Below are 21,751 nucleotides of genomic sequence, written 5' to 3'. Positions count from 1 at the left end.
GGCCCTCTTCGCAGCGGGTCAGGCTTCGGGTCTGACCAGGCGTGCGATCAGGCGTTTCACGGCGGGCCCCAACGTCAGGATGACAGTAAAGGCGATGGGCCAGCAGAACGCCCATGAGGCTATCCAGTCTCCGAGCGTTGACGGGCCGAAGCCGATGGCTTTGACCGTGGCGATGCCGGTGACGACGCAGGACATGAGGCCGGACATGATCAGGGCGAACAGGGCGTTGGCAAAGCGGGCGGGGATCATGACGGATATCCTTGGCGTGTCGATACCTTCAATTGCGCGATTTCGACGCAAATTTCCAGCGTTCATCCCGGTGCTATTGCCGCATCCACGCTAGCGAAGCTTCGGTCCGCTGGGTTGAGGGCGTGTATTCGGCGCTGACCCAGCCGTCATAGCCGGAACGGTCCATCGCAGCGAACAGCGCAGGGAAATCCATTTCACCCCGTCCGGGCTCCGAGCGATCGGGTGCGGCCCCGATCTGCGCATGGACGATCTGAGGCCGAAAACGGTGCCAGATCGCCAGCGCGTCGCCATGGATCATCTGGGCGTGAAAACTGTCATATTGCAGCCCGATATTTGGCCGGTCGACATGATCCAGCACCTCGGCCGCCAGATCATAATTGTTCAGAAAATAATCTGGCTGCGAAACGGGGTTGAGCGGCTCGATCGTGAAGTGCTGATCCGGCGCGGTATCCGCGGCCCATTGCAAGTTCTCGACAAAACAGCTCTGGGCCTCGGACCCCGAGGCATATCCGGCCATGATATGGACAAAGCGGGGCTGCAGGATATCGGCATAGCGCAACACGCGACGGATGTCGGATTGAAACCGGGTAGTGCCGCCCGGCACCGCCGCATAGCCCGGCTCGCCGCCGGTGTAGTTGGGAGGCGGGGCATTGATCAGCACCAGATCAAGCCCGTTGGCCAGCAGCGCCCGGCGGGTTTCTTTGGCTGCCACGTCATAGGGGAAGAGGATTTCAACCGCTATGAATCCGGCCTGCGCGGCGGCGGAAAACCGGTCGAGATAGGGCAACTCAGGAAACAGCAGCGAAAGATTAGCGGCAAATCGAGGCATGGGTCGTCCGGTTTCTGACGCTGCGGAGATTAGCGATCACGACCGTCGTGGGAAAGAGGTTGAAAACGACAGTTTGTCGAAAATCGACCAGATAAAGAGTTTCGAATCGGGAACCATCTGAGCCATGCGGCGTCTCGTTGCGAGGGCCGTGCCAACAATAAGGTCCGATCACGATGGCCATGAGCCCTGAACCCGCGCGCGGGACTGTTCTTGCTGTATCTGACGGTCGGCAGACCGCACTCACCGGCAATACGCTGGCGGTGGCATCGATGCTGACATGGGCGGCAGGTTTCCCGGCCGCTGAGGTTTTGTTGCAAAGCTGGCCACCTATCGCGTTGTTCGCGGCGCGGATGAGTCTGGCGGTGCTGGTTATGGTGCCAATCTGGTTCATGCTGGATGGCCCTGCGCGCGTGCTGCGTGCCCGATGGGGGCATGCGCTGTTTGTGGGCGGTTTGGGGATCGGAACGGGGATGTTCCTGATTCTCGTGGCGCAGAAGCTGACCGACCCGGTCACTGTCGCCATCATCGCCTCTTGCGCGCCTCTGATCGCTACGCTGTTGGAACTGGCGGCAGGAACACGACGATTGCGGTGGAATTTTGCGCTGGGCATAGCGATTTCGATCATCGGCGGGCTGATTACCACCAGCGCCATGGCACCGGCACAACTCGGGCTCGGCGCAGCGTGCGCGGTGGTTTCGACTGCGTTGTTCTGCTGGGCCAGCATGGCCACGGCGCGCGATTTCCCCGAGCTTAGTCAACTGGGCCGCTGCACCATCACCCTGGCCGGAGGATTGTCGACCGCCGTCGTTCTATTATCGGTCGCCGGATTTCTAGGGCTGGAGGTTATGCCAACGCGTCCCGTTGATACTGCGCAGCTGGGGATGTTGGTGTTTTATGCGCTGTTCTCACTGGGGTTGAGCCAGTTTTTCTTCATTGCATCGGTCGGAAAGCTGGGTGTGGCACTTGCCTCGTTCCATATCAATATCGCGCCGTTCTACGTGATGGTGATCATGATGGCGCTGGGCGAGGACTGGAATTGGACCCGCGCTCTGGGCGCGGCGCTTGTGGCACTTGCGGTGGTTCTGGCACAGGACCGCAGGCCCAGACCGATTCAATCTTCCAGCGCCTGAGACGCGATCAGCGGAAAGAACTGACCAGCTGACCAGACGCCGAACCAACCGTGGTGATGGGTGCCGATCTCTACCAGACGGTAGAAGCTTTTGCGGTCAATGCGTGCCTCAAGGTTGGCGCGAACCAATACATAGGGTGAAGGCTCATCCGTTTCCGTATTGAGGACAATGCGGATCGGGTGGTCGGGCCCGGCGATGGCTGTGTCGCCCACCTGTGTCGTGAAGGTCAGGCATTGTGCCTCGTCCTCACCGTCTTGCTCGAAGTCGACGGCGATGAACGGCGCATCTTCGACGGTGATTCCTACCTTCTCGACCGGGGTCACCAGGTAGAACCTGTCGTTTTCTTTCTTAAGAATTGAAGAAAATAGCTTAACAAGCTCGAACCGATTGATGGGCGACCCTAGATAACTCCATGAGCCATCTTTTGCGATCCTGATGTCCAGATCGCCGCAAAACGGAGGATTCCACAGGTGAACGGGCGGCAAACCCCGCGTTTTGGCCGCTTTGACCGAAGCCGCCAGACCATCCGGTGAAGGTGTCACGGGTTTTTGTCCGCTCATAGCTTTTGCCATTTCCTCTCAGCGCGATACACTTCAAGCATAACAGTCCACGGAAGGGAACCTCATGTCCGAACCTGCCGACCTCGTCGTCGAGATCGAAGCGCTGGAAAACAAGCTGCAAGAGGCCAAATCCTCGATCACCCGTCGCTTTATCGGGCAGGAGAGGGTCGTGGACCTTACGCTGACTGCACTCTTGTGCGGCGGTCACGCATTGTTGATCGGTTTGCCGGGACTGGGGAAAACACGACTGGTCGAGACGCTTTCGACCGTGATGGGCCTGCATGGCAATCGCATCCAGTTTACACCTGACCTGATGCCAGCCGATATTCTGGGGTCTGAGGTTCTGGATACCGCTGAGGATGGCAGCCGCCATTTCCGATTTATCTCCGGCCCGATTTTCTGTGAACTACTGATGGCGGACGAGATCAACCGCGCCAGCCCACGAACCCAATCGGCGCTGTTGCAAGCGATGCAGGAACGTACGGTGACGGTTGCGGGTGAGGATCGGGATTTGGGCGTTCCATTCCACGTGTTGGCAACCCAAAACCCGATTGAGCAGGAGGGCACTTATCCGTTGCCCGAAGCTCAGCTGGACCGTTTTCTGGTGCAGGTCGATGTGGAATACCCGGATCGTCAGACTGAGCGGGATATCCTTTTGGCCACAACGGGCGTCGAGGAAGCAGAGGCGCATCAAATCTTCACCAAAGAGGAATTACTGGCCGCACAGGTGTTGCTGCGTCGGATGCCGGTGGGGGAATCGGTTGTGGAACTGATCCTCGATCTGGTCCGCGCCTTCCGCCCGGATGAGGTGGGCGCGTCCGAGCGGGTGAAGGAAACCGTCGCCTGGGGCCCCGGTCCAAGGGCTGCACAGGCGCTGATGATGACCGTGCGCGCCAATGCAATGCTGCAGGGCCGTCTGGCTCCCAATGCCGAGGACGTGCTGACCATGGCCCGCCCGGTTCTCAGTCATCGTATGGCGCTGAACTTTGCGGCACGGGCACGCGGCGACAGCCTCTCTGACCTGATCGAGTCCACCGCCGCTGGTCTGGTCCGAACTGAGGCTGCGGCGTGAACGCCGCCCAGACCCTACGCGAACGCTCCGAGGCCGAAGCGTCCCGGCTGCCGCCCCTGTTGGCGCGCGCCGAGCATTTGGCCGGAACCGTGTTATTGGGCGATCACGGGCGTAGACGCTCGGGTCTGGGAGATGATTTCTGGCAATATCGCCCTGCGCAGATCGGTGACAGTCGTCGCTTGATTGACCACCGCCGCTCCGCCCGTGGGGATCAGCAGTTTGTGCGTGAGCGGGAATGGCAGATTGCGCAGTCGATCATGCTGTGGGTCGATCAGGGCGCGTCGATGCGGTTTGCTTCGGACAAGCGCTTGCCGACCAAAGCCGATCGTGCGCGCCTGCTGGGACTGTCGACGGCAATCCTGCTGGGGCGCGGTGGTGAGCGCGTTGGCCTCACTGGCACGACGCTGCCCCCACGCAGGGGGAATGCTCAGATCATTCGGCTGGCGCAGGCCTGGTCTGAGGACACGCAAACCGATTACGCACCACCAGAACACCGCGCCATGATCCCGCATGCGCGTGCGGTGTTTATCTCGGATTTCCTTGGGCCCCTGGATGAGGTCGAGCTTGCGCTGACCAAAGCCGCCGACCGGGGTGTGCGCGGCGTGTTGCTGCAAGTTCTGGACCCCAGCGAAGAATCCTTCCCCTATGCCGGCCGTACCATCTTTGAAAGTGTCGGCGGCACCGCCCGGCATGAAACGCTGAAAGCCGCAGACCTGCGTGATCGTTATCTGGATCGCCTTGCGCAGCGTAAGGACGCGCTGACGCAGCTTTGTCGTGCGACCGGTTGGCAGATGGGGCTCCATCACACGGGTGACAGTGCTCAATCGGCTCTATTATGGCTCTATCGCGCCTTGGATGGGGGTGCGCAATGACGGTTCTGGCGGGCATCGGCTTTACCGCGCCCTGGGTGCTGCTGGGGCTTTTGACCCTGCCGATCCTGTGGTTGATCCTGCGTGCCGTCCCGCCTGCGCCTATCCGCCGTTTGTTCCCGGCGGTCACCTTGCTGTTGGGTCTGAAGGATGACGAAAGCGTCTCGGACCGCACGCCGTGGTGGCTATTGCTGCTCAGGATGTTGGCAGCGGCGGCGATCATCATCGGGTTGGCGGGGCCGGTGCTGAACCCTTCGCGTGATGAGACCGGATCTGGGCCGTTGCTGCTGGTGCTGGATGCCAGCTGGGCAGGTGCGACGCGCTGGTCATCGACGCTGGACCAGATCGACGTACAACTGACCGAGGCTGGCCGTGCCGGCCGCCCCGTTTCGATCCTGCGACTGACCGAACCTGAGCCCCCCGTATTCCAAGCGGCCGAGACCTGGCGCGGACGCCTGCCGGGCCTTACACCGATGCCATGGCAACCGACGGAGGCTCAGATCGCTCAAACCTTGACTGCGCTGGAGCAGGTAGACGGCGGCTTTGACACCCATTGGTTTAGCGACCGTCTTTCCTATGCTGGCCATGATCGTTTGACGTCCGCCCTGCAAGCGCGAGGGGATGTGATTGTCTACCAATCCTCCGCACCCGTGACCGCGATCCTGCCTGCGACGTATCAGGACGGTGCGATAGCGCTCAATGTTTTGCGCGCGAACCCAGGCTCGGCAGAAAGTGTCACCGTGTTGGCACAAGGGCGCGATCCTGCGGGCGCGATGCGCGTACTGCAATCCACGCCGCTGGAGTTCGAAAACGGCTCTAATCAGGCTCAAATCGATCTGGCACTGCCCTCTGAACTGCGCGCACGCATTATGCGGTTCGAACTTCAGGGTCAGCGCTCTGCCGGTGCCGTCACGCTGACGGATGACAGCCTGCGGCGGCGTGAGGTGGCGTTGATTGCGGGCACTCTGAACCGCGAGGGTCTAGAGCTGTTATCGCCGCTGCATTATCTGACCCAGGTGCTGATCCCGACCGCAGATTTTGTCGAAGGCGGCTTGGCCGAAGTTCTGCCAGCCAACCCCGATGTGATTGTGCTGGCGGACGTAGCCAAACTGTCCGAGGCCGAGCAGGCTGGTGTGATCGAATGGGTCGAACAGGGCGGTCTGTTGCTGCGCTTTGCAGGCCCCCGGATGGCGGCCAGCGATCTGGGCCGCGATGAAGAAGATATTCTGTTGCCGGTCCGCCTGCGCAGCGGTGGACGGTCGGTCGGCGGTGCCATGAGCTGGGGTGAGGCCAAGGGGTTGGCGCCATTCCCTGAAAACTCGCCCTTCTATGGGTTGGAGGTTCCGGCGGACGTATCGGTGACCACACAAGTTATGGCGCAACCAGATCCTAATCTGGCAGATCGGGTGATTGCGTCGCTGTCAGATGGCACACCTTTGGTGACACGAAAACCTTTGGGACTGGGGCAAGTGGTACTGTTCCATGTCACGGCGGATGCCGAATGGTCGAGCCTGCCCCTGTCCGGATTGTTTGTCGAGATGCTGGACCGGCTGGCTGTCGCGTCGGCTGCTAAATCGCGGCAAGAGGCTCAAATGCAGGGCACCGTGTGGGAGCCGGTCCAGATATTGGATGGCTTTGGCACTTTGACTGACGCCGGAACACTGCCCGGGGTGGACGGGGTTGAGCTGGTTTCAGGTCAGATCGGACCAGACCTGCGCCCGGGTCTCTACGAGAGCGGCAAGCAGAAACTGGCACGGAATGTACTGGCCGAGGATGCTTTGCTGACGCCGGTGGTCTGGCCCGCTGACGTTCCCATCCGCGGGCAGGAGATCACTACCGAGGCACCGCTGGCAGGTCTGTTGCTCAGCCTTGCCCTTGTATTGCTGACGATTGATGTGATCGCCTCGCTCGCGCTATCCGGGCGGCTGGGTCTGACGCGCGCAACTGCGGTTGCGCTGGGTGCATTGCTGATCGCGCCGGATACACAGGCACAAACGCCAGACGATACCGATTTCGCACTGAATGCAACGCAGGAACTGGTTTTGGCTCATGTGCTGACCGGGGACACTCAGGTGGACGATATCGCATTGGCCGGGCTGCGTGGGCTTGTGCAGACACTGCACTATCGCACATCGGTGGAACCTGCCGATCCGATTGGGGTCGATCTGGAACGGGATGAGCTTGCATTCTTCCCGCTGCTCTATTGGCCGATCTCACCCGATCAGCCGCAACCCTCGATTGAAGCTTATGCCAAGCTCAACGCCTATCTGCGGTCTGGGGGAATGATCCTGTTCGACACCCGTGATGCCGACATCGCAGGTTTCGGAGCGTCCAGCCCTAATGGGCGCAAGCTGCAACAGCTGGCCGCGCCGTTGAATATCCCATCGTTAGAGCCTGTTCCACGTGATCATGTGCTGACCCGCGCCTTCTATCTGCTGCAGGATTTCCCCGGTCGCTATTCCGGGACCGAGGTCTGGGTCGAGGCCGCGCCACCCGATGCCGAGCAGATTGAGGGGATGCCGTTCCGCAATCTCAATGACAACGTGACGCCCGTGGTGATTGGCGGCAATGACTGGGCCGGAGCCTGGGCGGTGGATCGCAACGGCCAATCCCTCCTGCCGGTGGGTCGGGGCTATGCGGGGGAACGACAGCGGGAGCTGGCCAATCGTTTTGGCGTTAATCTGGTGATGCATGTGCTGACCGGGAATTACAAATCCGATCAGGTCCACGTGCCCGCCCTTCTGGACAGGTTGGGACAATGACCGGAACCGTCATCTTCGATCCGCTGATACCGTGGCCAATCCTGGTCGCCGTCGCAGCAATCGCGCTCGCCGGTGTTGTGCTGGCGCTCTGGCGTGGTTTGTCGGGATGGGCATTGCGAGGATTGGCGGCTCTGGTCGTTCTCGCGGCGCTCAGCGGTCCGGTCTATCAGGTCGAGGATCGCGCTCCGCTGACCGATATCGTGCTGATGATCGAAGATGAAAGTGCCAGCCAGAAGCTCTCGGACCGGGCTGAGCAGACGATGCAGACCGCCGACGCCCTCGCAGCAGACATAGAATCCCGAGACAACACCGAACTGCGCCGGATCAAGGTTGGCGATGGCGACGGGGACGAAGGCACGCAGGTCATGGCTGCCTTGAACGCGGCACTGGCTGAAGAGCCTCGTGCGCGGATTGCTGGCGTGCTCGTTGTCTCGGACGGTATCGTTCACGACGCCGATCAGGCCCCGGATTTGCCTGCCCCCATGCACCTGCTGCAGACCGGGCGGGAAATGGATTGGGATCGCCGTCTCGTCGTGCGCAATGCCCCTGCCTTCGCCATTATCGGAGAACCCGTCACTCTGACGCTGCGTGTCGAGGATACTGGGGCGGCCCCTGCTGGTGTCGCCACAGCGCCGCTTGAGATTTCGGTCGACGGGGCCGAGCCCGAGCAATTCACCATTCCCATCGGTCTGGACGTCGAACTGCCGATCACATTGCCGCATGGCGGGCGAAACGTCATCCAGTTCACCGTGCCCGAGGCCGAGGGGGAACTGACCGACCGCAACAACACAGCCCTGATCCAGATGAACGGGGTGCGAGACCGTCTGCGTGTCCTGCTGGTTTCGGGCGAGCCACATCCGGGTGGCCGCACATGGCGGAACCTGCTGAAATCCGACAGCTCGGTCGATCTGGTCCATTTCACTATCCTGCGACCGCCGGAAAAGCAGGATGGCGTGCCCGTGGATGAGCTTTCACTGATCGCGTTCCCGACGCGTGAGCTGTTTCTGGAAAAAATCAATGATTTCGACCTGATCATCTTCGATCGGTACAAACGGCGTGGTATCCTGCCCGCAATCTATCTGGACAACGTCACCAACTATATCAACGACGGTGGCGCGGTGCTGATCAATGCCGGGCCCGATTTCGCAACGGCTGACAGTATCTTCCGCTCACCGCTTGGCCCCATGATCCCCGCACAGCCCACCGCGCGTGTCATTGAAGAACGCTATGTGCCCATGGTTACCGACCTGGGCCAGCGCCACCCGGTGACCACGGAATTGGGCGATGCCGAGCAATGGGGCGCATGGTTGCGACAGGTGGATGTAAGGCAACGATCTGGCGATGTGCTGATGTCCGGCGTGGATGATCGCGCTTTGCTGGTGCTGGATCGCGTGGGCGAAGGACGCGTGGCGCTGATTGCCTCGGATCACGCTTGGCTCTGGAGCCGTGGTTTCGAAGGTGGTGGTCCACAGCTGGAGTTGTTGCGCCGGCTGGCCCATTGGATGATGAGAGAACCCGAGCTCGAGGAAGAGGCGCTATGGGCCGAAGCCAATGGCCAGTCGATGCGCATCATCCGTCAGACCCTCTCAGATGATGTTGGTCCGGTCACTGTCACACGTCCCAATGGCGAAACGCTTGAGATCACGCTGAACGAAGTGTCTCCGGGCCGGTTCGAGGCGCAGTATTTCGGACCCGAGATCGGCTTCTATCGCCTGCAGGAAGGCGAGCATTCCGCGGTGATCGGTCTTGGTCCAGCCGCCCCGAAAGAGTTCGAACGCACAATCGCAACCGATGAGATTCTCAGCCCGACGCTGGCGGCTCTGCGCGGTGGGGCGGTCCGTGTCGAAGACGGGTTGCCGTCGATCCGAAATGTCCGAGCAGGTCGTCCCGCGGCGGGGCGTGGCTGGATTGGATTGACCCCGCGAAACGCCTACGAGACCCGAGACGTCACACAGGCTGGTTTGCTGCCACCCTGGCTGGTGCTGCTACTGGCAGGAGGTTTCCTGTTGGCTGGCTGGCTGCGCGAGGGACGGCGCTAAAGGCGTTTAAGCACTTTTTCACGCTCTGTAGCCATGCTGTGCCCGAAGCAGTGCGGGAAGCCTCATGAGTATTGCAGAAAAACTGGCGCAGGAACGGCGCGCGCGCCTTGCCGCCGAACGGTTGTTGCAGCAGAAGCAGGCTGAGTTGTCTGCGGCCAATCGCAAACTTGGCCGCCATGCCATCGCTCTGACCCGGCAGATCGACCAGACTCAGGCCGAGGTGGCGACGGTTCGCGATGAAAACGAAAAGGTCAAATCAGACCTGACCGTTGCCAATGCCAAGGTCGAGGTTGCAGAACGCCGCCTGTGGCACTCGATCCAGACCATCCCCGATGGGTTTGCGTTTTTTGACGGCCAGAACACCCTGATCGGGGCAAATGCGGCCTATCTGAGTGTCTTTGACGGGCTGGAAGAGGTCGCGCCGGGCATCACCTACGCGCGAATTCTGGAAATCCTGACCCACGAAGGGATCGTAGATATCGGCTCCGAGTCGATGACCGACTGGCAGGCCCGAATGCTGGAACGTTGGGCTCAACCATATCCCGAACCCGAGGTCATACAATTGTGGAACGGCCAGTACATCCGGCTGATCGACCAACGTGGTCACGGCGGCGATGTTCTGAGTCTTGCGTTGAACATCACCGCTTCGGTCCGGCACGAGGCCGAGCTGAACGCGGCCCGTGAACGCGCCGAGGCTGCCAGCCGTGCCAAATCCGCCTTTCTGGCCAATATGAGCCACGAGATTCGCACGCCAATGAACGGCATCGTGGGCATGACCGAGCTGTTGACAGAAACCCCGCTGAACGAGGAACAGAGGCTCTATCTCAGCACGATCCGCAATTCGGGAGAGGCGTTGCTGGTCATCATCAACGATGTTCTGGACTACTCCAAGATCGAAGCTGATAAGCTGACCCTGCACCCCGAACAGTTTGATCTGGAACGCTGCATTCTTGAAGTGGCGATGCTGTTGCAACCCAGCGTGCGCGACAAGGGGCTGACATTGCTGGTGGATTACGACCTGTTTCTGCCGACGCTGTTTGTCGGCGATCCGGGGCGGATTCGGCAGATTTTGACCAATCTGGTGGGCAACGCGGTCAAGTTCACCACGCAGGGTCATGTGCTTATCCGTGTCACCGGCGTGCCGGATACCAACAGCCAAAGCTGCGATATCCATGTGGCGATCGAGGATACCGGTATCGGCATCGAAGCTGACAAGGTTGCTCATATCTTCGGTGAATTCAATCAGGTTGAGGATGCGCAGAACCGTCAGTTCGAAGGCACCGGCCTTGGACTTGCCATCACCAAACGCCTGATCACCATCATGGGCGGCGGGGTTTGGGTTGAAAGTGAGGTGGGAAAGGGCTCGTGCTTCGGATTTCGTATTTCCTTGCCAACGGCCGAAGGTCCACAACCCGCCCCGCCCGATCTGGACGGGCGCTTACGCCATGTTTTGGTGGTCGAAGATCTCGCGGTGAATCGCGCCATTCTGACCAAGCAATTGGGGCGCCTCGGCTCGCGCGTATCAGTTTGCGCCACGGGGGCCGAGGCGCTCTCGCTGGTGGATGCAAGCATGGACCTGATCCTCTGCGATCATGATTTGCCGGACATGGATGGGTTAGAATTGGCCACGACCCTGCGTGAAAAAGGATGGGGGGATTTACCGATCGTTGTGATGTCTGCCAACCCGGGCGTCATCCATGCCGATCCGGCTCAACATCTGATCGAGGGTGTTCTGCAAAAACCAATCCCCCGCGCCGAGCTTTATTCCCGGCTTCTTGCCCTGGGCGCGCCCGGCTTCGAAGCGGCTCATGGTGGGCCCGTCGAGGTCCGAACAAACGCACAGCCCGGTACTCCGGATCAAAGGCGGATGCGTGTTCTGGCCGCTGAGGACAATCGAACCAATCAGTTGATTCTGAAAAAGATGATGAAAGATCTGAACATCGATCTGAAATTTGTCTCCAACGGGTTGGAGGCGGTTGAGGCTGCCATCGAATTCAACCCGGACCTGATCTTCATGGATATCTCAATGCCCAAGATGGACGGCAAAGAAGCAACAACCGAAATTCGACGGCGTGAAATCGGAACTGACCGCCATGTTCCCGTTGTCGCACTGACCGCACACGCCATGGCCGGGGACGATCAGAGTATTCTGGCTGCAGGGCTGGATCATTATTTGACCAAACCTTTGCACAAAAAGCTGATCCATCAGATGATCGTGAATTACTGTCCAGACGGCGCTCATCCGGTGTCCAAAGACTCCGAACCTGCCAATTAGGCTCGCATTTAGGCAGAGCGGTATGCTTCGATCCACTCTTCAACTGGCTATAAATATCTCGGGGAGCGCGAGGGGCTGGCCCCTCGCTCCGCCCTCAACACCCGCAGAAAATCAGGCCTGATAGGGGCGTACAAAAACCGGCTTATCTTCTTCCGACAGCTCGGGGCGATACTCATATCCGCCCGTATCAAAATCCAGCAATCCTTTTGGATCGTTCAGCCTATGCTGAATGACATATCGCGCCATCGCCCCGCGTGCTTTCTTTGCAAAGAAACTCACGATTTTCGGGGTGCCGCCTTTGTCCTCCATGAACACCGGCGTAATCACTCGCAGTTTTAGCGCCTTCAGGTCTACCGCTCCGAAATATTCCTGACTGGCGCAATTCACCAGAACATCCGCGCCAATCTGCGCGCCCTGCGCATTCAGTGCCTTACTTAGTTGATCCCGCCAATATTCATAAAGGTTCTTGCCGCGCCGGGTTTTCAGCCTGCTGCCCATCTCCAGCCGATAGGGCTGGATCGCATCCAGTGGGCGTAGCACGCCATATAGACCTGACAGGATACGTAGGTGATCCTGCGCCCGGGCCATCTCATCGGCGTCCAGGGACGCGGCCTCAAGGCCCTGATAGGTGTCGCCTGCAAAGGCCAGGGCAGCGGGGCGTGTGGCGTCCGCCTCCGGTGCGTCCGAAAATGCGCGATAGCGGTCGCGGTTCAGCCGGGCCAGATCATCGCTCAGATCCATCAGCTTCTTCAGGTCACCCAAAGTCAGATTTCGCGCTGTCTTGGACAATCGGATCGCATCGTCTTGGAAGTCGGGTTGCGTCACTTCGATATCGCGCTCAGCCCAGTCCAGCCGCTTGGCCGGGGAAATCACTACCAGCATATCCGCCCTCTTTCCTTGCCTGATGGGCTGTATCTAGCTCGCCTGACGCAGCACGTCCAGAAAGGCGGCCCCAAACCTTTCGTGACGTCGGTCGCCCAATACCTGCTCCATCCCGCGCGGATCATCCGCGCGCAGCTGTGCCACTTTGGCCAGTTGCGAGGCCGAACAGGTCAGAGGTTTGTCGATGCCTGCCGGTCCACGCGCCAGATCGTTCTGCACGGCCAAAAGCTGATCGTAGATCTCACCCTGATCCCGGCCCGCCAGCTTGCGGCGCGCCGGATGCAACACTTCGGCTTCTCCGGCAATCACCTCAAGAAAGGTGTCGCCGTAGCGTTCCAGTTTCTTCGCGCCCACACCGCCGATCCGAGCCATGTCGTCCAGCGTCATGGGGCGTTTCTCGGCCATTTCAATCAGTGTACGGTCGGGGAAGATGACATAAGCGGGAACCCGTGCGGCCTCGGCCAAAGCGCGGCGTTTGGCTTTTAGGGCGGATAGCAGCGGCGCATCTTCTTCGGCGACCATGGCCTTGACCGCGGGGCGGCGTGTGGCTTTGCGGATCGTATCCTTGCGCAGATTGATTTGCACCTCGCCCTTCAGGATCGGTTTCGCCGCTTCCGTCATACGCAACGCGCCGTGCCGTTCGGGATCGGGGCGGACAAGGTCGTGGCCCATCATCTGCCGGAAGATCGCCTGCCATTGCGGGCGGGACCAGTCTTTTCCGATGCCCCAGGTGGACAAGGCATCGTGACGGCGGGCGCGGATTTTATCAGTCTCATTGCCCAGCAGAATGTCGATCAGGTGGCCCGCGCCAAACCATTCTTCGGTACGCAGGATTGCAGACAAGGCCATACGAACCGGGGTCGTACCGTCGAACACTTCGGGTGGCGTGTCACACAGATCGCATTTGCCGCAGGGTTCTGTGTGTTCGCCGAAATAGCCCAGTAATGCCTGACGGCGACACACCAGAGCCTCGGCCAGACCCAGCAAAGCGTTCAGGCGGGCGTGATCGGCCATACGCCGTTCAGGCGGCGCGAGCCCTTCGTCGATCTGCGACCGGCGCAGGCGGATATCGTCGGGGCCAAACAGGGTCAGGGTTTCGGCGGGGCCACCATCCCGGCCCGCGCGGCCGATTTCCTGATAATAGGCTTCGATGGATTTCGGCAGGTCCGCATGGGCGACCCAGCGGATATCGGGTTTGTCGATTCCCATGCCAAAGGCCACGGTGGCGACGACGATCAGGCCATCTTCGCGCGCAAAGCGAGTTTCGACGATGCGCCGATCGTCGGGCTCCATCCCGCCGTGATAGTGGCAGGCGGTGTGCCCTTCGGCACGCAGCGCCTGCGCCAGCACTTCGGTTTTATTGCGTGTCCCGCAATAGACGATGCCGGATTGCCCCTTGCGGGCTGCTGCGAAGTCGAGGATCTGCTTGCGCGGCCCGTCCTTGGCGGCAAAGGCCAGATGGATATTGGGCCGGTCGAACCCGCGTAAGAATTTGCGCGGTTCCGTGCCGTCGAACAGCTTTTCGACAATCTCGTCCTGTGTCTCGGCATCCGCTGTGGCGGTAAACGCGGCCAGCGGCACATTCAGCGCGCGCCGCAGCTCTCCGATCCGCAAGTAATCGGGGCGGAAATCGTGGCCCCACTGACTGACACAATGGGCCTCATCCACGGCGATCAGGCTGACATTGATCCGCCGCAGCATTCCCAAGGCCGATCCAGCGGCCAGACGCTCCGGGGCCATGTAGAGCAGTTTGAGCCGCCCGGCCTCCAGCGCCTCCCACACTGCATCGGTTTCCTCGGGCGTGTTGCCTGAGGTCAGAGCGCCTGCCTCAACCCCGGCCTCCTGCAGCCCACGGACCTGATCCCGCATCAGCGCGATCAGCGGAGAGATCACCACCGTGACCCCGTCGCGCAGCAATGCGGGCAGTTGGAAGCATAAGGATTTACCGCCCCCGGTGGGCATGATGGCCAGCACGTTTTCGCCCGTGGTCACGGCATCGACGATCTCTTCCTGCCCGGGGCGGAAGGCGTCGAATCCAAAGACGTCTCGCAACAAGGGTGCGGAGTCGAACATGTGCGGGGCGGCCCTGTTTTATGGTTTATCTGCTCTTAAGACAGGACCATCACATACTAAGATTCGGTGAACAAGAGGTCAGTAGAAATAGACCGCATTGTTGATCAGGATAATCCGTAGCGCATAGACCGCGATCAGCACCACCAACGGCGTCAGGTCCAGCCCGCCCATATTGGGCAGAAAGCGGCGTATGGGTCCATAAATAGGCTCTAATATGCGGTTCAGCCCGTACCAAATTTGTGCCACCAGTTGCTGGTGCAGGTTCAGCACCTGGAAGTTGATCAGCCAGCTCATGATCACATGGGCAAGGATGATGAACCAGACAATGTCCAGGATCAGCAGAAGGATTTGGATCAGCGACAGCATGGGCACTCCGTTCGTCAATTGCCCTGAGACCTAAGCGTCACGGCCGCAAAGAGCAAGTGCGGCGCACTCAGCGCTTGCGCATCTGCTGAAAGCCCCGTCTTATGAAAGCAACAATAATATGGGGCAGAGATGGCTGAGATTTCCAAGCGCAAGCGCATCTGGGGCTGGTGGTTTTTTGACTGGGCCAGCCAGCCGTTCCATACATTGCTGGTGACCTTTGTCTTTGGCCCCTTTTTCGCAGGGGTCGCCGCGCAGTACTACGCAAATACCGGATTAGACACTGATACAGCCGCGGCGCAGGCACAAACGGTCTGGGCGAACTGCCTGACCATCACCGGGTTGATCATCGCGTTCGGCGCGCCGTTACTGGGCGCGATGGCGGATGTTTCGGGTCGGCGCATCCCGTGGATTCTCGGGTTTTCGGTGATGTACGCGGTGGGGTCTGCAGCGTTGTGGTACACGATGCCCGATGGCTCGAACATGTGGTTGATGCTGTCGGCCTTTGGTCTGGGCTTTGTGGGTGCGGAATATGCTCTGATCTTCATCAACTCTCAGCTGCCCGATCTGGGTGACGACAATGAGGTGGGCGAGATCTCGGGTTCAGGCTTTGCCTTCGGCTATTTCGGAGGGTTGCTGTCGCTGGCCATCATGCTGGCGCTGTTTGTTGAGCAGCCCAATGGCAAGACCTTGATCGGCATCGCACCAATCCTCGGGTTGGATGCTGCCGCGCAAGAGGGTACGCGGTTTGTCGGGCCGTTCACTGCGGGCTGGTTCATGCTGTTCATGGTGCCGTACTTTCTGTGGGTCCGTGACGATCCGGAGGCCAACAAACAGGGCAGTTTGGGAGACGCGCTGCGCCTGCTCGGCAAATCCGTGGCCGGGTTGCGTCATCGGGTCAGTCTGGCGACCTATCTGGGCTCCTCCATGTTCTACCGCGATGCGCTGAACGGGCTTTACAGCTTCGGCGGCGTCTATGCGCGGTTGGTGCTCGAATGGGACCTGATCAAGATCGGTGTATTCGGAATTGTCAGTGTTCTGGCCTCGGCCATTTTTGCGTGGATTGGTGGCAAGATGGATCGGAAATACGGCCCTAAACCGGTGATTTTGGTGGCGATCTGGGTGTTGATCTTCGTCTGCCTCACCGTGGTTATGATGGACCGGACGCAAATCTATGGCATCGCTTTGCCCGAAGGCTCGGGGCTGCCGGATATGGTGTTCTTTGGGTGCGGTATTCTGATCGGTGGGATGGGCGGGGTTCTGCAATCCGCCAGCCGTTCGATGATGGTGCGTCATACCGATCCCGAAACGCCGGTCGAAAGCTTTGGACTCTACGGTTTGTCAGGCCGGGCAACCGCCTTTGCAGCACCCCTGCTGATCGGAATTGCCACAACTGTCACCGGTAGTGCACGTCTGGGGGTGTCACCGATCATTCTGTTGTTTATTCTGGGTCTAGTCCTGATGCGCTGGGTGAAACCGGAAGGGGATCAGAGCAGATGATTTTACTACGTTTTCTGGCCGTTTTGGCCGCTTTTACATTGGCAGGCACCGCAGGGGCGCAACCCCTGGCGAAGCAATTGTTCGGGTCCCAAAAGGTGGGGTCGCAGCAGAAGTCTGCCGCTTTCGGCAGTTATTCGCGCGGATGTGCCGCCGGGTCGGTGCAATTACCTGAAACGGGTCCGACATGGCAGGCCATGCGCCTGTCGCGCAATCGCAATTGGGGGCATCCTCAGGCGATCGACTATGTGCAGGACCTCAGCCGCTTTGCCGCGAAACAGCCGGGTTGGAATGGTCTTTATATCGGGGATATCAGCCAGCCGCGGGGTGGGCCGATGACCTCAGGCCATCGATCTCATCAGTTGGGATTGGATATCGATATCTGGATGCTGCCCGGCAATGATATGCGTCTTAGCCGCAAGGCCCGCGAGAATATCTCGTCGATTTCCCTGCGCCGATCCAATGGTGCTTTCGTGAACGGCAATTGGACCAAGCAACATCATGCGGTGTTGCGCGAAGCCGCCAAGGATAAGCGCGTCGCGCGGATTTTCGTGTTCCCCGGTGCCAAGGTGCAGATGTGCAAGGACGAGAAGGGTAATCGGGCCTATCTGCGCAAAATCCGTCCGTGGTGGGGGCATCACTATCATTTCCACGTGCGCCTGAACTGCCCGAAGGGGTCGCGCGGTTGTGTCAATCAGGACCCGCCGCCCAAGGGCGACGGTTGCGCCGAGGCACAGCAATGGGTTCAGAATATCCTGAACCCGCCGCCGCCCGATCCGAACGCGCCACCGCCAAAGAAACGCCGTGAATACCGCCTGGCCGATCTGCCGCAACAATGCGCATCCGTTTTGCAATCCAACTGATTGTTGGGCTGGCGCTGGCCGGGATCGCTTGGGCTGTCGATATCAAGACAGCAACGCCCTTGGACAGTTTCGCCTGGCGTCATGATGCCGGTTGGTTCGGCGGGTTTTCGGCCATCCATATCTCGGACAACGGGCGGCACATGATTGCAGTCAGCGATCGCGCCCGACTGGTGACCGCGAATATCGATCGAGAAGGGGATCGGATCATCGGAATCCAAATCCACGGCCAATGGCCTGTCCTGTCCAGCAATGGCAGCAGGATGAAAGGGCGTGCCGGAGATTCCGAGGGGATTGCCCTCGCGCCAGATGGTAGCCATTACATCTCGTTCGAAGGGGTGCATCGCGTCGCCCGTTATACCGGACCGAATGCGCGGGCACGGGTATTGCCGCGCCCCAGAGAGTTTCAAACCCTCGACATCAACGGCTCGTTCGAGGCATTGGCGCTGGATGAGCAAGACCGCTTGTACACCCTGCCTGAAAAAAGCCGAACGGCACGCGGCGAAATTCCCGTCTATCGCTGGGATGGTCTGTCGTGGTCGACGCCTTTCATGCTAGCGCCACGCGATGGATTTCTGCCGGTCGCAGCCGATTTCGGCCCAGATGGCCGTTTTTATTTGCTGGAGCGAAAGGTTGCTCTGATCGGATTCCGATCCCGGTTGCGGCGTTGGCAGATCGATCGTGATCAACCCATCGCCGAAGAAATTCTGTTTGAAACAAGCACCGGCACCCATGACAACCTCGAAGGCCTGTCGGTCTGGCGTGACGATCAGCACCGGCTCCGGGCCACCATGATCTCGGACGACAACTTTCTGGCGCTGCAGCGCACCGAGTTGGTGGAATATCTGCTGCCTGATTGACAGGGCAATGCCAAAGGTCTAAACGCACGGCTTGCCTTGGGATGAGCCCGGGGCCAAGTCGCCGCTACCTTGTCAAAACGGGCATCTGTAAATGCAACGCTCTTATATTCCCGGCATCCTTGCCATGGCCTCGATCGTCGTGGCCTCAAACATCCTGGTCCAGTTCCTGATCCTTGACGGTCTGTTGACCTGGGGTGCTTTCTCCTATCCGCTGGCCTTTCTGGTCACTGACATCATGAACCGCGTCTATGGCGTAGGTCCGGCCCGCAAAGTCGTGTTCGCAGGGTTTGTCACCGGTATCATCTGCTCGCTGATCGGCAGCCAGATCATGCTGCAGGGCGACGGGTTTACCTATGCCGCCGTACCGCTGCGGATTGCTGTAGCCTCGGGTACTGCCTTCCTGATCGCGCAACTGACCGATGTCACCGTGTTCAACTCGCTGCGCGGTGGTCGCTGGTGGCGTGCTCCGCTGGTTTCGACACTGGTCGGTTCAGCGCTGGACACCGCAATTTTCTTCACCCTGGCCTTCTCGGCCTCGGTCACATTCTTCGGCGCAGACGCTGACGCTGCGATCAACTGGGCGTGGGAACCGGTGCCCTTCTTGCTGTCCGGCCCGATGGCGCCGCTGTGGGTAACGCTGGCCTTCGCAGATTGGCTGGTAAAACTCTCGCTGGCCCTGATCGCCCTGATCCCGTTCAAGGTGATCGTCGCCCGTCTGACCGCCGCACAGCCTGCGTAAAAAAGTTCTTTGAGATTGGCACAACTTGTGTCACGCTCCTTGTTAACCGCAACAGATAGAAAAGGAGGTGATCCAGTGTCGAGAAAGAGATTGGAGAGAGGTGTCGGAACAACCGGGGGGATCGCCTGTTAAGGCAGCCCTTGGCGGAGCGCTCGCTCCGGCTGGTCGATTGATCTAACCGACCCGACCTCCTGAACTTTCGAAGGGCCGTCCCGCCGGGGCGGCCCTTTTTGTTTCCATCTGCGGCTTGTAAGGTCTGCCCCATGTTGCGCATCACCGACGATATCGCCTTACAGGATTGGGAAATGACCGAGAGCTTTGTGCGCTCGTCCGGTCCCGGCGGGCAGAATGTCAACAAGGTCTCGACCGCCGTTGAGCTGCGGTTCGAGGCCGCGCGTTCTCCTTCGTTGCCTGATCCGGTCAAGAGCCGGTTGAAACGTTTGGCCGGTCGGCGCTGGACCAAAGATGGTGCAATCATCATTCAATGCGAAGAGACCCGCTCGCAGGCCCGCAACCGCGAAATCGCCCGTGCGAGACTCGCTGAACTCATCACCCGCGCTTTGGTCAAACCCAAGCGCCGGATTGCTACCAAACCCACCTATGGCTCGGTCAAACGACGGCTGGCGGCGAAAAAGGCGCGATCGGACGTGAAGGCGCTGCGGGGCAAGATCTCGGAAGATTAATCTGGTAACTTCGCGCGGCCTTGCTAGTCTGACCCGACAAGGGAGAGCAAGATCATGAGGTTAGAGGGAAAAATCGCAATCGTCACCGGCGGCGCATCCGGCTTTGGTGCCGGTATCGTGCAGAAATTCCTGGCCGAAGGGGCGCGGGTCATGATCGCCGATATCAATGGCGACGCGGCCGAGGTTCAGGCAAAACAGCACGGGCCGGGTGCCATCGCGCAGCAGGTGGATGTGGCCGAGGCGAAGTCGGTGCAAGCGATGGCGGATGCGGTCGACTCCGCCTTTGGCCATCTCGACATTCTGGTCAACAACGCAGGCGTGACCCATCTGCCCACTCCGCTTGAAGAGGTCGAAGAAGCCGACTTTGACCGCATCTTCAATGTGAACATGAAATCGGTCTACCTGACCGCCCGCGCCTTTGTCCCGCAGATGAAAGCGCGGGGCACCGGTGCGATCCTGAACGTGGCTTCAACGGCTGGCTTATCGCCGCGTCCCAACCTGAACTGGTACAACGCCTCCAAAGGTTGGATGATCACCGCAACCAAAACCATGGCAGTGGAATTGGCTCCCTCCGGTGTCCGCGTCAACGCCATCTGCCCGGTTGCCGGAGAAACCCCTCTGCTGAAATCCTTCATGGGCGAAGACACGCCCGAAATTCGGGCCAAGTTCCTGTCGACAATTCCGCTGGGCCGCTTCTCGACCCCAGAAGACATGGCCAACGCCGCCTGCTTTCTCTGTTCGGACGAAGCCAGCATGATCACCGGAGCGGCCCTCGAAGTGGACGGAGGACGATGTATCTGATCCGTTCTTCATCTGGCCAAAAATATCTCCGCCGTAGGCAGCGTGCGCCAGCGCGCTTCCCGGCACAACATCCGAGACCCAAATGACCCCCGGACCCAGAAACCTGATCACCGATATCCCTGGCCTGAAGGTCGGCAACGCGCAGGATGAGGCGCTGAAATCGGGTACAACCGTGCTGACGGCGGAGCATCCTTTCGTCGCTTCGGTGCATGTCATGGGGGGCGCGCCCGGCACGCGCGAAACGGACCTCTTGGCACCCGACAAATCGGTTCAACATGTGGACGCGATCGCGTTGTCCGGAGGTTCGGCCTTCGGGCTCGATGCCTGTTCGGGCGTATCTGACGCCCTCCATGCCGAAAAGCGCGGATTTCAGGTGGGTCCGGCTGTCGTGCCGATTGTGCCCGGGGCGATTCTGTTCGACCTGCTGAATGGCGGAGACAAGGACTGGACCGAAAACCCCTATCGCGCGCTTGGCAAAGCCGCTTATCTGGCCGCCTCACCGAAATTTGAATTGGGGTCAGTCGGGGCTGGAACCGGCGCATTGGCGGCGATGCACAAGGGCGGGCTGGGTTCGGCATCGCTGATGCTTGAGGGAGGCGTAACCGTTGGCGCATTGGTCGCGGCAAACCCTCTCGGCAGTGTGACAACGTCGGGTGACCGTCATTTCTGGGCTGCTCCGTTCGAAATCGATGCCGAGTTCGGCGGCCTCGGGCCAGATCCGGCCTCGGGTCTCGGGCGCAGCCATGTCAGCCGTAAGGCACAGGCGATGCATCCGGCCCCACCGGACGACGCAAATACCACGATAGCCATTGTCGCAACGGATGCGGCCCTGACCAAGCCGCAATGTCAACGGCTGGCGGTTGCGGCCCATGATGGCATCTCACGCGCGATTGTCCCCGCCCATACGCCAGGGGACGGAGATCTGGTATTTGGCCTCAGCACGGGCACTCACGCCGTCGCGCCCGAGGCCATGGCGTTGATTGGTCACGCGGCTTCGATATGCCTTGCGCGAGCGATTGCGCGTGCAATCTATCTGGCCACACCCCGCCCAGGCGATCTGTTGCCCTGTTGGTCACAATTACATGACTTCGGTTAAGGACGACCGGTAACGCCTTGTGACAGGGTGCCCTCGCGCGGCAATCTGCGCGTTGACTCTCTGCTGTGCCAGCGGTCCATTCGGTGCAGCCAATTTGTATCGGAGCAAAAGC

The 21,751-nt window shown here is 60.1% G+C and carries 19 protein-coding genes; 13 read left to right on the top strand and 6 right to left on the bottom strand.

The features are described from left to right. Positions 1-18: 18 nt before the first annotated feature. Together ACR0AZ_RS17840 and ACR0AZ_RS17835 are read right to left on the bottom strand one after the other, a co-directional pair. Positions 19-249 (bottom strand): DUF2798 domain-containing protein, encoded by a 231-nt coding sequence (locus ACR0AZ_RS17840; RefSeq protein WP_480471515.1) that lies wholly within the window; start codon positions 247-249, stop codon positions 19-21. A gap of 73 nt (positions 250-322) precedes the next feature. Next, positions 323-1,078, bottom strand: coding sequence for a hydroxypyruvate isomerase family protein (locus ACR0AZ_RS17835; protein WP_480471516.1), 756 nt, complete (start codon positions 1,076-1,078; stop codon positions 323-325). Between the two features lie 173 nt (positions 1,079-1,251). On the opposite strand from ACR0AZ_RS17835, the gene ACR0AZ_RS17830 reads away from it, so the two are divergent. After that, a complete protein-coding gene (locus ACR0AZ_RS17830) occupies positions 1,252-2,208 on the top strand; it encodes a DMT family transporter (protein ID WP_480471517.1) in 957 nt (318 codons plus the stop codon). Here the strand turns inward: ACR0AZ_RS17830 and ACR0AZ_RS17825 are convergent. Continuing rightward, positions 2,190-2,768, bottom strand: coding sequence for a DUF1285 domain-containing protein (locus tag ACR0AZ_RS17825; RefSeq protein WP_480471518.1), 579 nt, complete (start codon positions 2,766-2,768; stop codon positions 2,190-2,192). The two genes, ACR0AZ_RS17830 and ACR0AZ_RS17825, sit on opposite strands and share 19 nt — an antisense overlap. 64 nt (positions 2,769-2,832) lie before the next feature. Between ACR0AZ_RS17825 and ACR0AZ_RS17820 the strand changes: the two genes are divergently transcribed. From ACR0AZ_RS17820 to ACR0AZ_RS17800, 5 genes are all read left to right on the top strand, one after another. Continuing rightward, positions 2,833-3,840 (top strand): AAA family ATPase, encoded by a 1,008-nt coding sequence (locus tag ACR0AZ_RS17820; RefSeq protein WP_480471519.1) that lies wholly within the window; start codon positions 2,833-2,835, stop codon positions 3,838-3,840. Beyond that, the gene (locus tag ACR0AZ_RS17815) at positions 3,837-4,712 is read left to right on the top strand and encodes a DUF58 domain-containing protein (RefSeq protein WP_480471520.1); all 876 of its coding nucleotides are present in this window, start codon (positions 3,837-3,839) and stop codon (positions 4,710-4,712) included. Before ACR0AZ_RS17820 ends, ACR0AZ_RS17815 begins: the two co-directional genes overlap by 4 nt. After that, positions 4,709-7,471: a DUF4159 domain-containing protein gene (locus tag ACR0AZ_RS17810; RefSeq protein ID WP_480667995.1), complete on the top strand. Its 2,763-nt coding sequence runs from the start codon at positions 4,709-4,711 to the stop codon at positions 7,469-7,471. The genes ACR0AZ_RS17815 and ACR0AZ_RS17810 overlap by 4 nt, the downstream gene beginning before the upstream one ends. Next, positions 7,468-9,510: a hypothetical protein gene (locus ACR0AZ_RS17805; RefSeq protein ID WP_480667994.1), complete on the top strand. Its 2,043-nt coding sequence runs from the start codon at positions 7,468-7,470 to the stop codon at positions 9,508-9,510. The genes ACR0AZ_RS17810 and ACR0AZ_RS17805 overlap by 4 nt, the downstream gene beginning before the upstream one ends. A gap of 64 nt (positions 9,511-9,574) precedes the next feature. After that, positions 9,575-11,785, top strand: a complete 2,211-nt coding sequence (locus ACR0AZ_RS17800; protein WP_480667993.1) for a response regulator — start codon at positions 9,575-9,577, stop codon at positions 11,783-11,785. Positions 11,786-11,896: 111 nt separating this feature from the next. Here the strand turns inward: ACR0AZ_RS17800 and yaaA are convergent, their stop codons facing one another. The 3 genes from yaaA to ACR0AZ_RS17785 form a co-directional block, all read right to left on the bottom strand. Beyond that, positions 11,897-12,667, bottom strand: a complete 771-nt coding sequence (gene yaaA, locus ACR0AZ_RS17795; RefSeq protein WP_480667992.1) for a peroxide stress protein YaaA — start codon at positions 12,665-12,667, stop codon at positions 11,897-11,899. A 33-nt stretch (positions 12,668-12,700) separates the two neighbouring features. Continuing rightward, on the bottom strand, positions 12,701-14,740 hold the full coding sequence (gene recQ / locus ACR0AZ_RS17790) for a DNA helicase RecQ (RefSeq protein ID WP_480471525.1): 2,040 nt from the start codon (positions 14,738-14,740) through the stop codon (positions 12,701-12,703). 78 nt (positions 14,741-14,818) lie between these two features. Further along, positions 14,819-15,106, bottom strand: coding sequence for a YggT family protein (locus ACR0AZ_RS17785; protein ID WP_480471526.1), 288 nt, complete (start codon positions 15,104-15,106; stop codon positions 14,819-14,821). Positions 15,107-15,235: 129 nt separating this feature from the next. Between ACR0AZ_RS17785 and ACR0AZ_RS17780 the strand changes: the two genes are divergently transcribed. From ACR0AZ_RS17780 to ACR0AZ_RS17750, 7 genes are all read left to right on the top strand, one after another. After that, positions 15,236-16,603: an MFS transporter gene (locus ACR0AZ_RS17780; RefSeq protein WP_480667991.1), complete on the top strand. Its 1,368-nt coding sequence runs from the start codon at positions 15,236-15,238 to the stop codon at positions 16,601-16,603. Beyond that, positions 16,600-17,463 (top strand): penicillin-insensitive murein endopeptidase, encoded by an 864-nt coding sequence (mepA, locus tag ACR0AZ_RS17775; protein ID WP_480667990.1) that lies wholly within the window; start codon positions 16,600-16,602, stop codon positions 17,461-17,463. The genes ACR0AZ_RS17780 and mepA overlap by 4 nt, the downstream gene beginning before the upstream one ends. Further along, positions 17,436-18,320 (top strand): esterase-like activity of phytase family protein, encoded by an 885-nt coding sequence (locus ACR0AZ_RS17770; protein WP_480667989.1) that lies wholly within the window; start codon positions 17,436-17,438, stop codon positions 18,318-18,320. The genes mepA and ACR0AZ_RS17770 overlap by 28 nt, the downstream gene beginning before the upstream one ends. A 91-nt stretch (positions 18,321-18,411) precedes the next feature. Beyond that, positions 18,412-19,059 carry a queuosine precursor transporter gene (locus ACR0AZ_RS17765; RefSeq protein ID WP_480667988.1) on the top strand — a complete coding sequence of 216 codons (648 nt, stop codon included), beginning with the start codon at positions 18,412-18,414 and terminating at the stop codon, positions 19,057-19,059. 263 nt (positions 19,060-19,322) lie between these two features. Next, the gene (gene arfB, locus ACR0AZ_RS17760; protein WP_480659966.1) at positions 19,323-19,742 is read left to right on the top strand and encodes an alternative ribosome rescue aminoacyl-tRNA hydrolase ArfB; all 420 of its coding nucleotides are present in this window, start codon (positions 19,323-19,325) and stop codon (positions 19,740-19,742) included. A 54-nt stretch (positions 19,743-19,796) separates the two neighbouring features. Beyond that, a complete protein-coding gene (locus tag ACR0AZ_RS17755) occupies positions 19,797-20,543 on the top strand; it encodes an SDR family oxidoreductase (protein WP_480667987.1) in 747 nt (248 codons plus the stop codon). Positions 20,544-20,625: 82 nt separating this feature from the next. Then, a complete protein-coding gene (locus ACR0AZ_RS17750) occupies positions 20,626-21,639 on the top strand; it encodes a P1 family peptidase (protein WP_480667986.1) in 1,014 nt (337 codons plus the stop codon). Positions 21,640-21,751 lie beyond the last annotated feature (112 nt).

The sequence above is a fragment of the Ruegeria sp. BE3 genome (assembly GCF_056538865.1).
This window is presented reverse-complemented; position numbering and strand designations above follow the sequence as displayed.

Bases quoted from the DNA above. Each gene is read 5' to 3' on its own strand.
- ACR0AZ_RS17785 (WP_480471526.1), bottom strand. From the start codon at position 15,106: ATGCTGTCGCTGATCCAAATCCTTCTGCTGATCCTGGACATTGTCTGG.
- ACR0AZ_RS17770 (WP_480667989.1), top strand. From the start codon at position 17,436: ATGCGCATCCGTTTTGCAATCCAACTGATTGTTGGGCTGGCGCTGGCC.
- ACR0AZ_RS17825 (WP_480471518.1), bottom strand. From the start codon at position 2,768: ATGAGCGGACAAAAACCCGTGACACCTTCACCGGATGGTCTGGCGGCT.
- ACR0AZ_RS17800 (WP_480667993.1), top strand. From the start codon at position 9,575: ATGAGTATTGCAGAAAAACTGGCGCAGGAACGGCGCGCGCGCCTTGCC.
- ACR0AZ_RS17765 (WP_480667988.1), top strand. From the start codon at position 18,412: ATGCAACGCTCTTATATTCCCGGCATCCTTGCCATGGCCTCGATCGTC.
- recQ (WP_480471525.1), bottom strand. From the start codon at position 14,740: ATGTTCGACTCCGCACCCTTGTTGCGAGACGTCTTTGGATTCGACGCC.
- ACR0AZ_RS17835 (WP_480471516.1), bottom strand. From the start codon at position 1,078: ATGCCTCGATTTGCCGCTAATCTTTCGCTGCTGTTTCCTGAGTTGCCC.
- ACR0AZ_RS17820 (WP_480471519.1), top strand. From the start codon at position 2,833: ATGTCCGAACCTGCCGACCTCGTCGTCGAGATCGAAGCGCTGGAAAAC.
- ACR0AZ_RS17750 (WP_480667986.1), top strand. From the start codon at position 20,626: ATGACCCCCGGACCCAGAAACCTGATCACCGATATCCCTGGCCTGAAG.
- ACR0AZ_RS17805 (WP_480667994.1), top strand. From the start codon at position 7,468: ATGACCGGAACCGTCATCTTCGATCCGCTGATACCGTGGCCAATCCTG.
- ACR0AZ_RS17755 (WP_480667987.1), top strand. From the start codon at position 19,797: ATGAGGTTAGAGGGAAAAATCGCAATCGTCACCGGCGGCGCATCCGGC.
- ACR0AZ_RS17780 (WP_480667991.1), top strand. From the start codon at position 15,236: ATGGCTGAGATTTCCAAGCGCAAGCGCATCTGGGGCTGGTGGTTTTTT.
- mepA (WP_480667990.1), top strand. From the start codon at position 16,600: ATGATTTTACTACGTTTTCTGGCCGTTTTGGCCGCTTTTACATTGGCA.
- arfB (WP_480659966.1), top strand. From the start codon at position 19,323: ATGTTGCGCATCACCGACGATATCGCCTTACAGGATTGGGAAATGACC.
- ACR0AZ_RS17810 (WP_480667995.1), top strand. From the start codon at position 4,709: ATGACGGTTCTGGCGGGCATCGGCTTTACCGCGCCCTGGGTGCTGCTG.
- ACR0AZ_RS17840 (WP_480471515.1), bottom strand. From the start codon at position 249: ATGATCCCCGCCCGCTTTGCCAACGCCCTGTTCGCCCTGATCATGTCC.
- ACR0AZ_RS17830 (WP_480471517.1), top strand. From the start codon at position 1,252: ATGGCCATGAGCCCTGAACCCGCGCGCGGGACTGTTCTTGCTGTATCT.
- yaaA (WP_480667992.1), bottom strand. From the start codon at position 12,667: ATGCTGGTAGTGATTTCCCCGGCCAAGCGGCTGGACTGGGCTGAGCGC.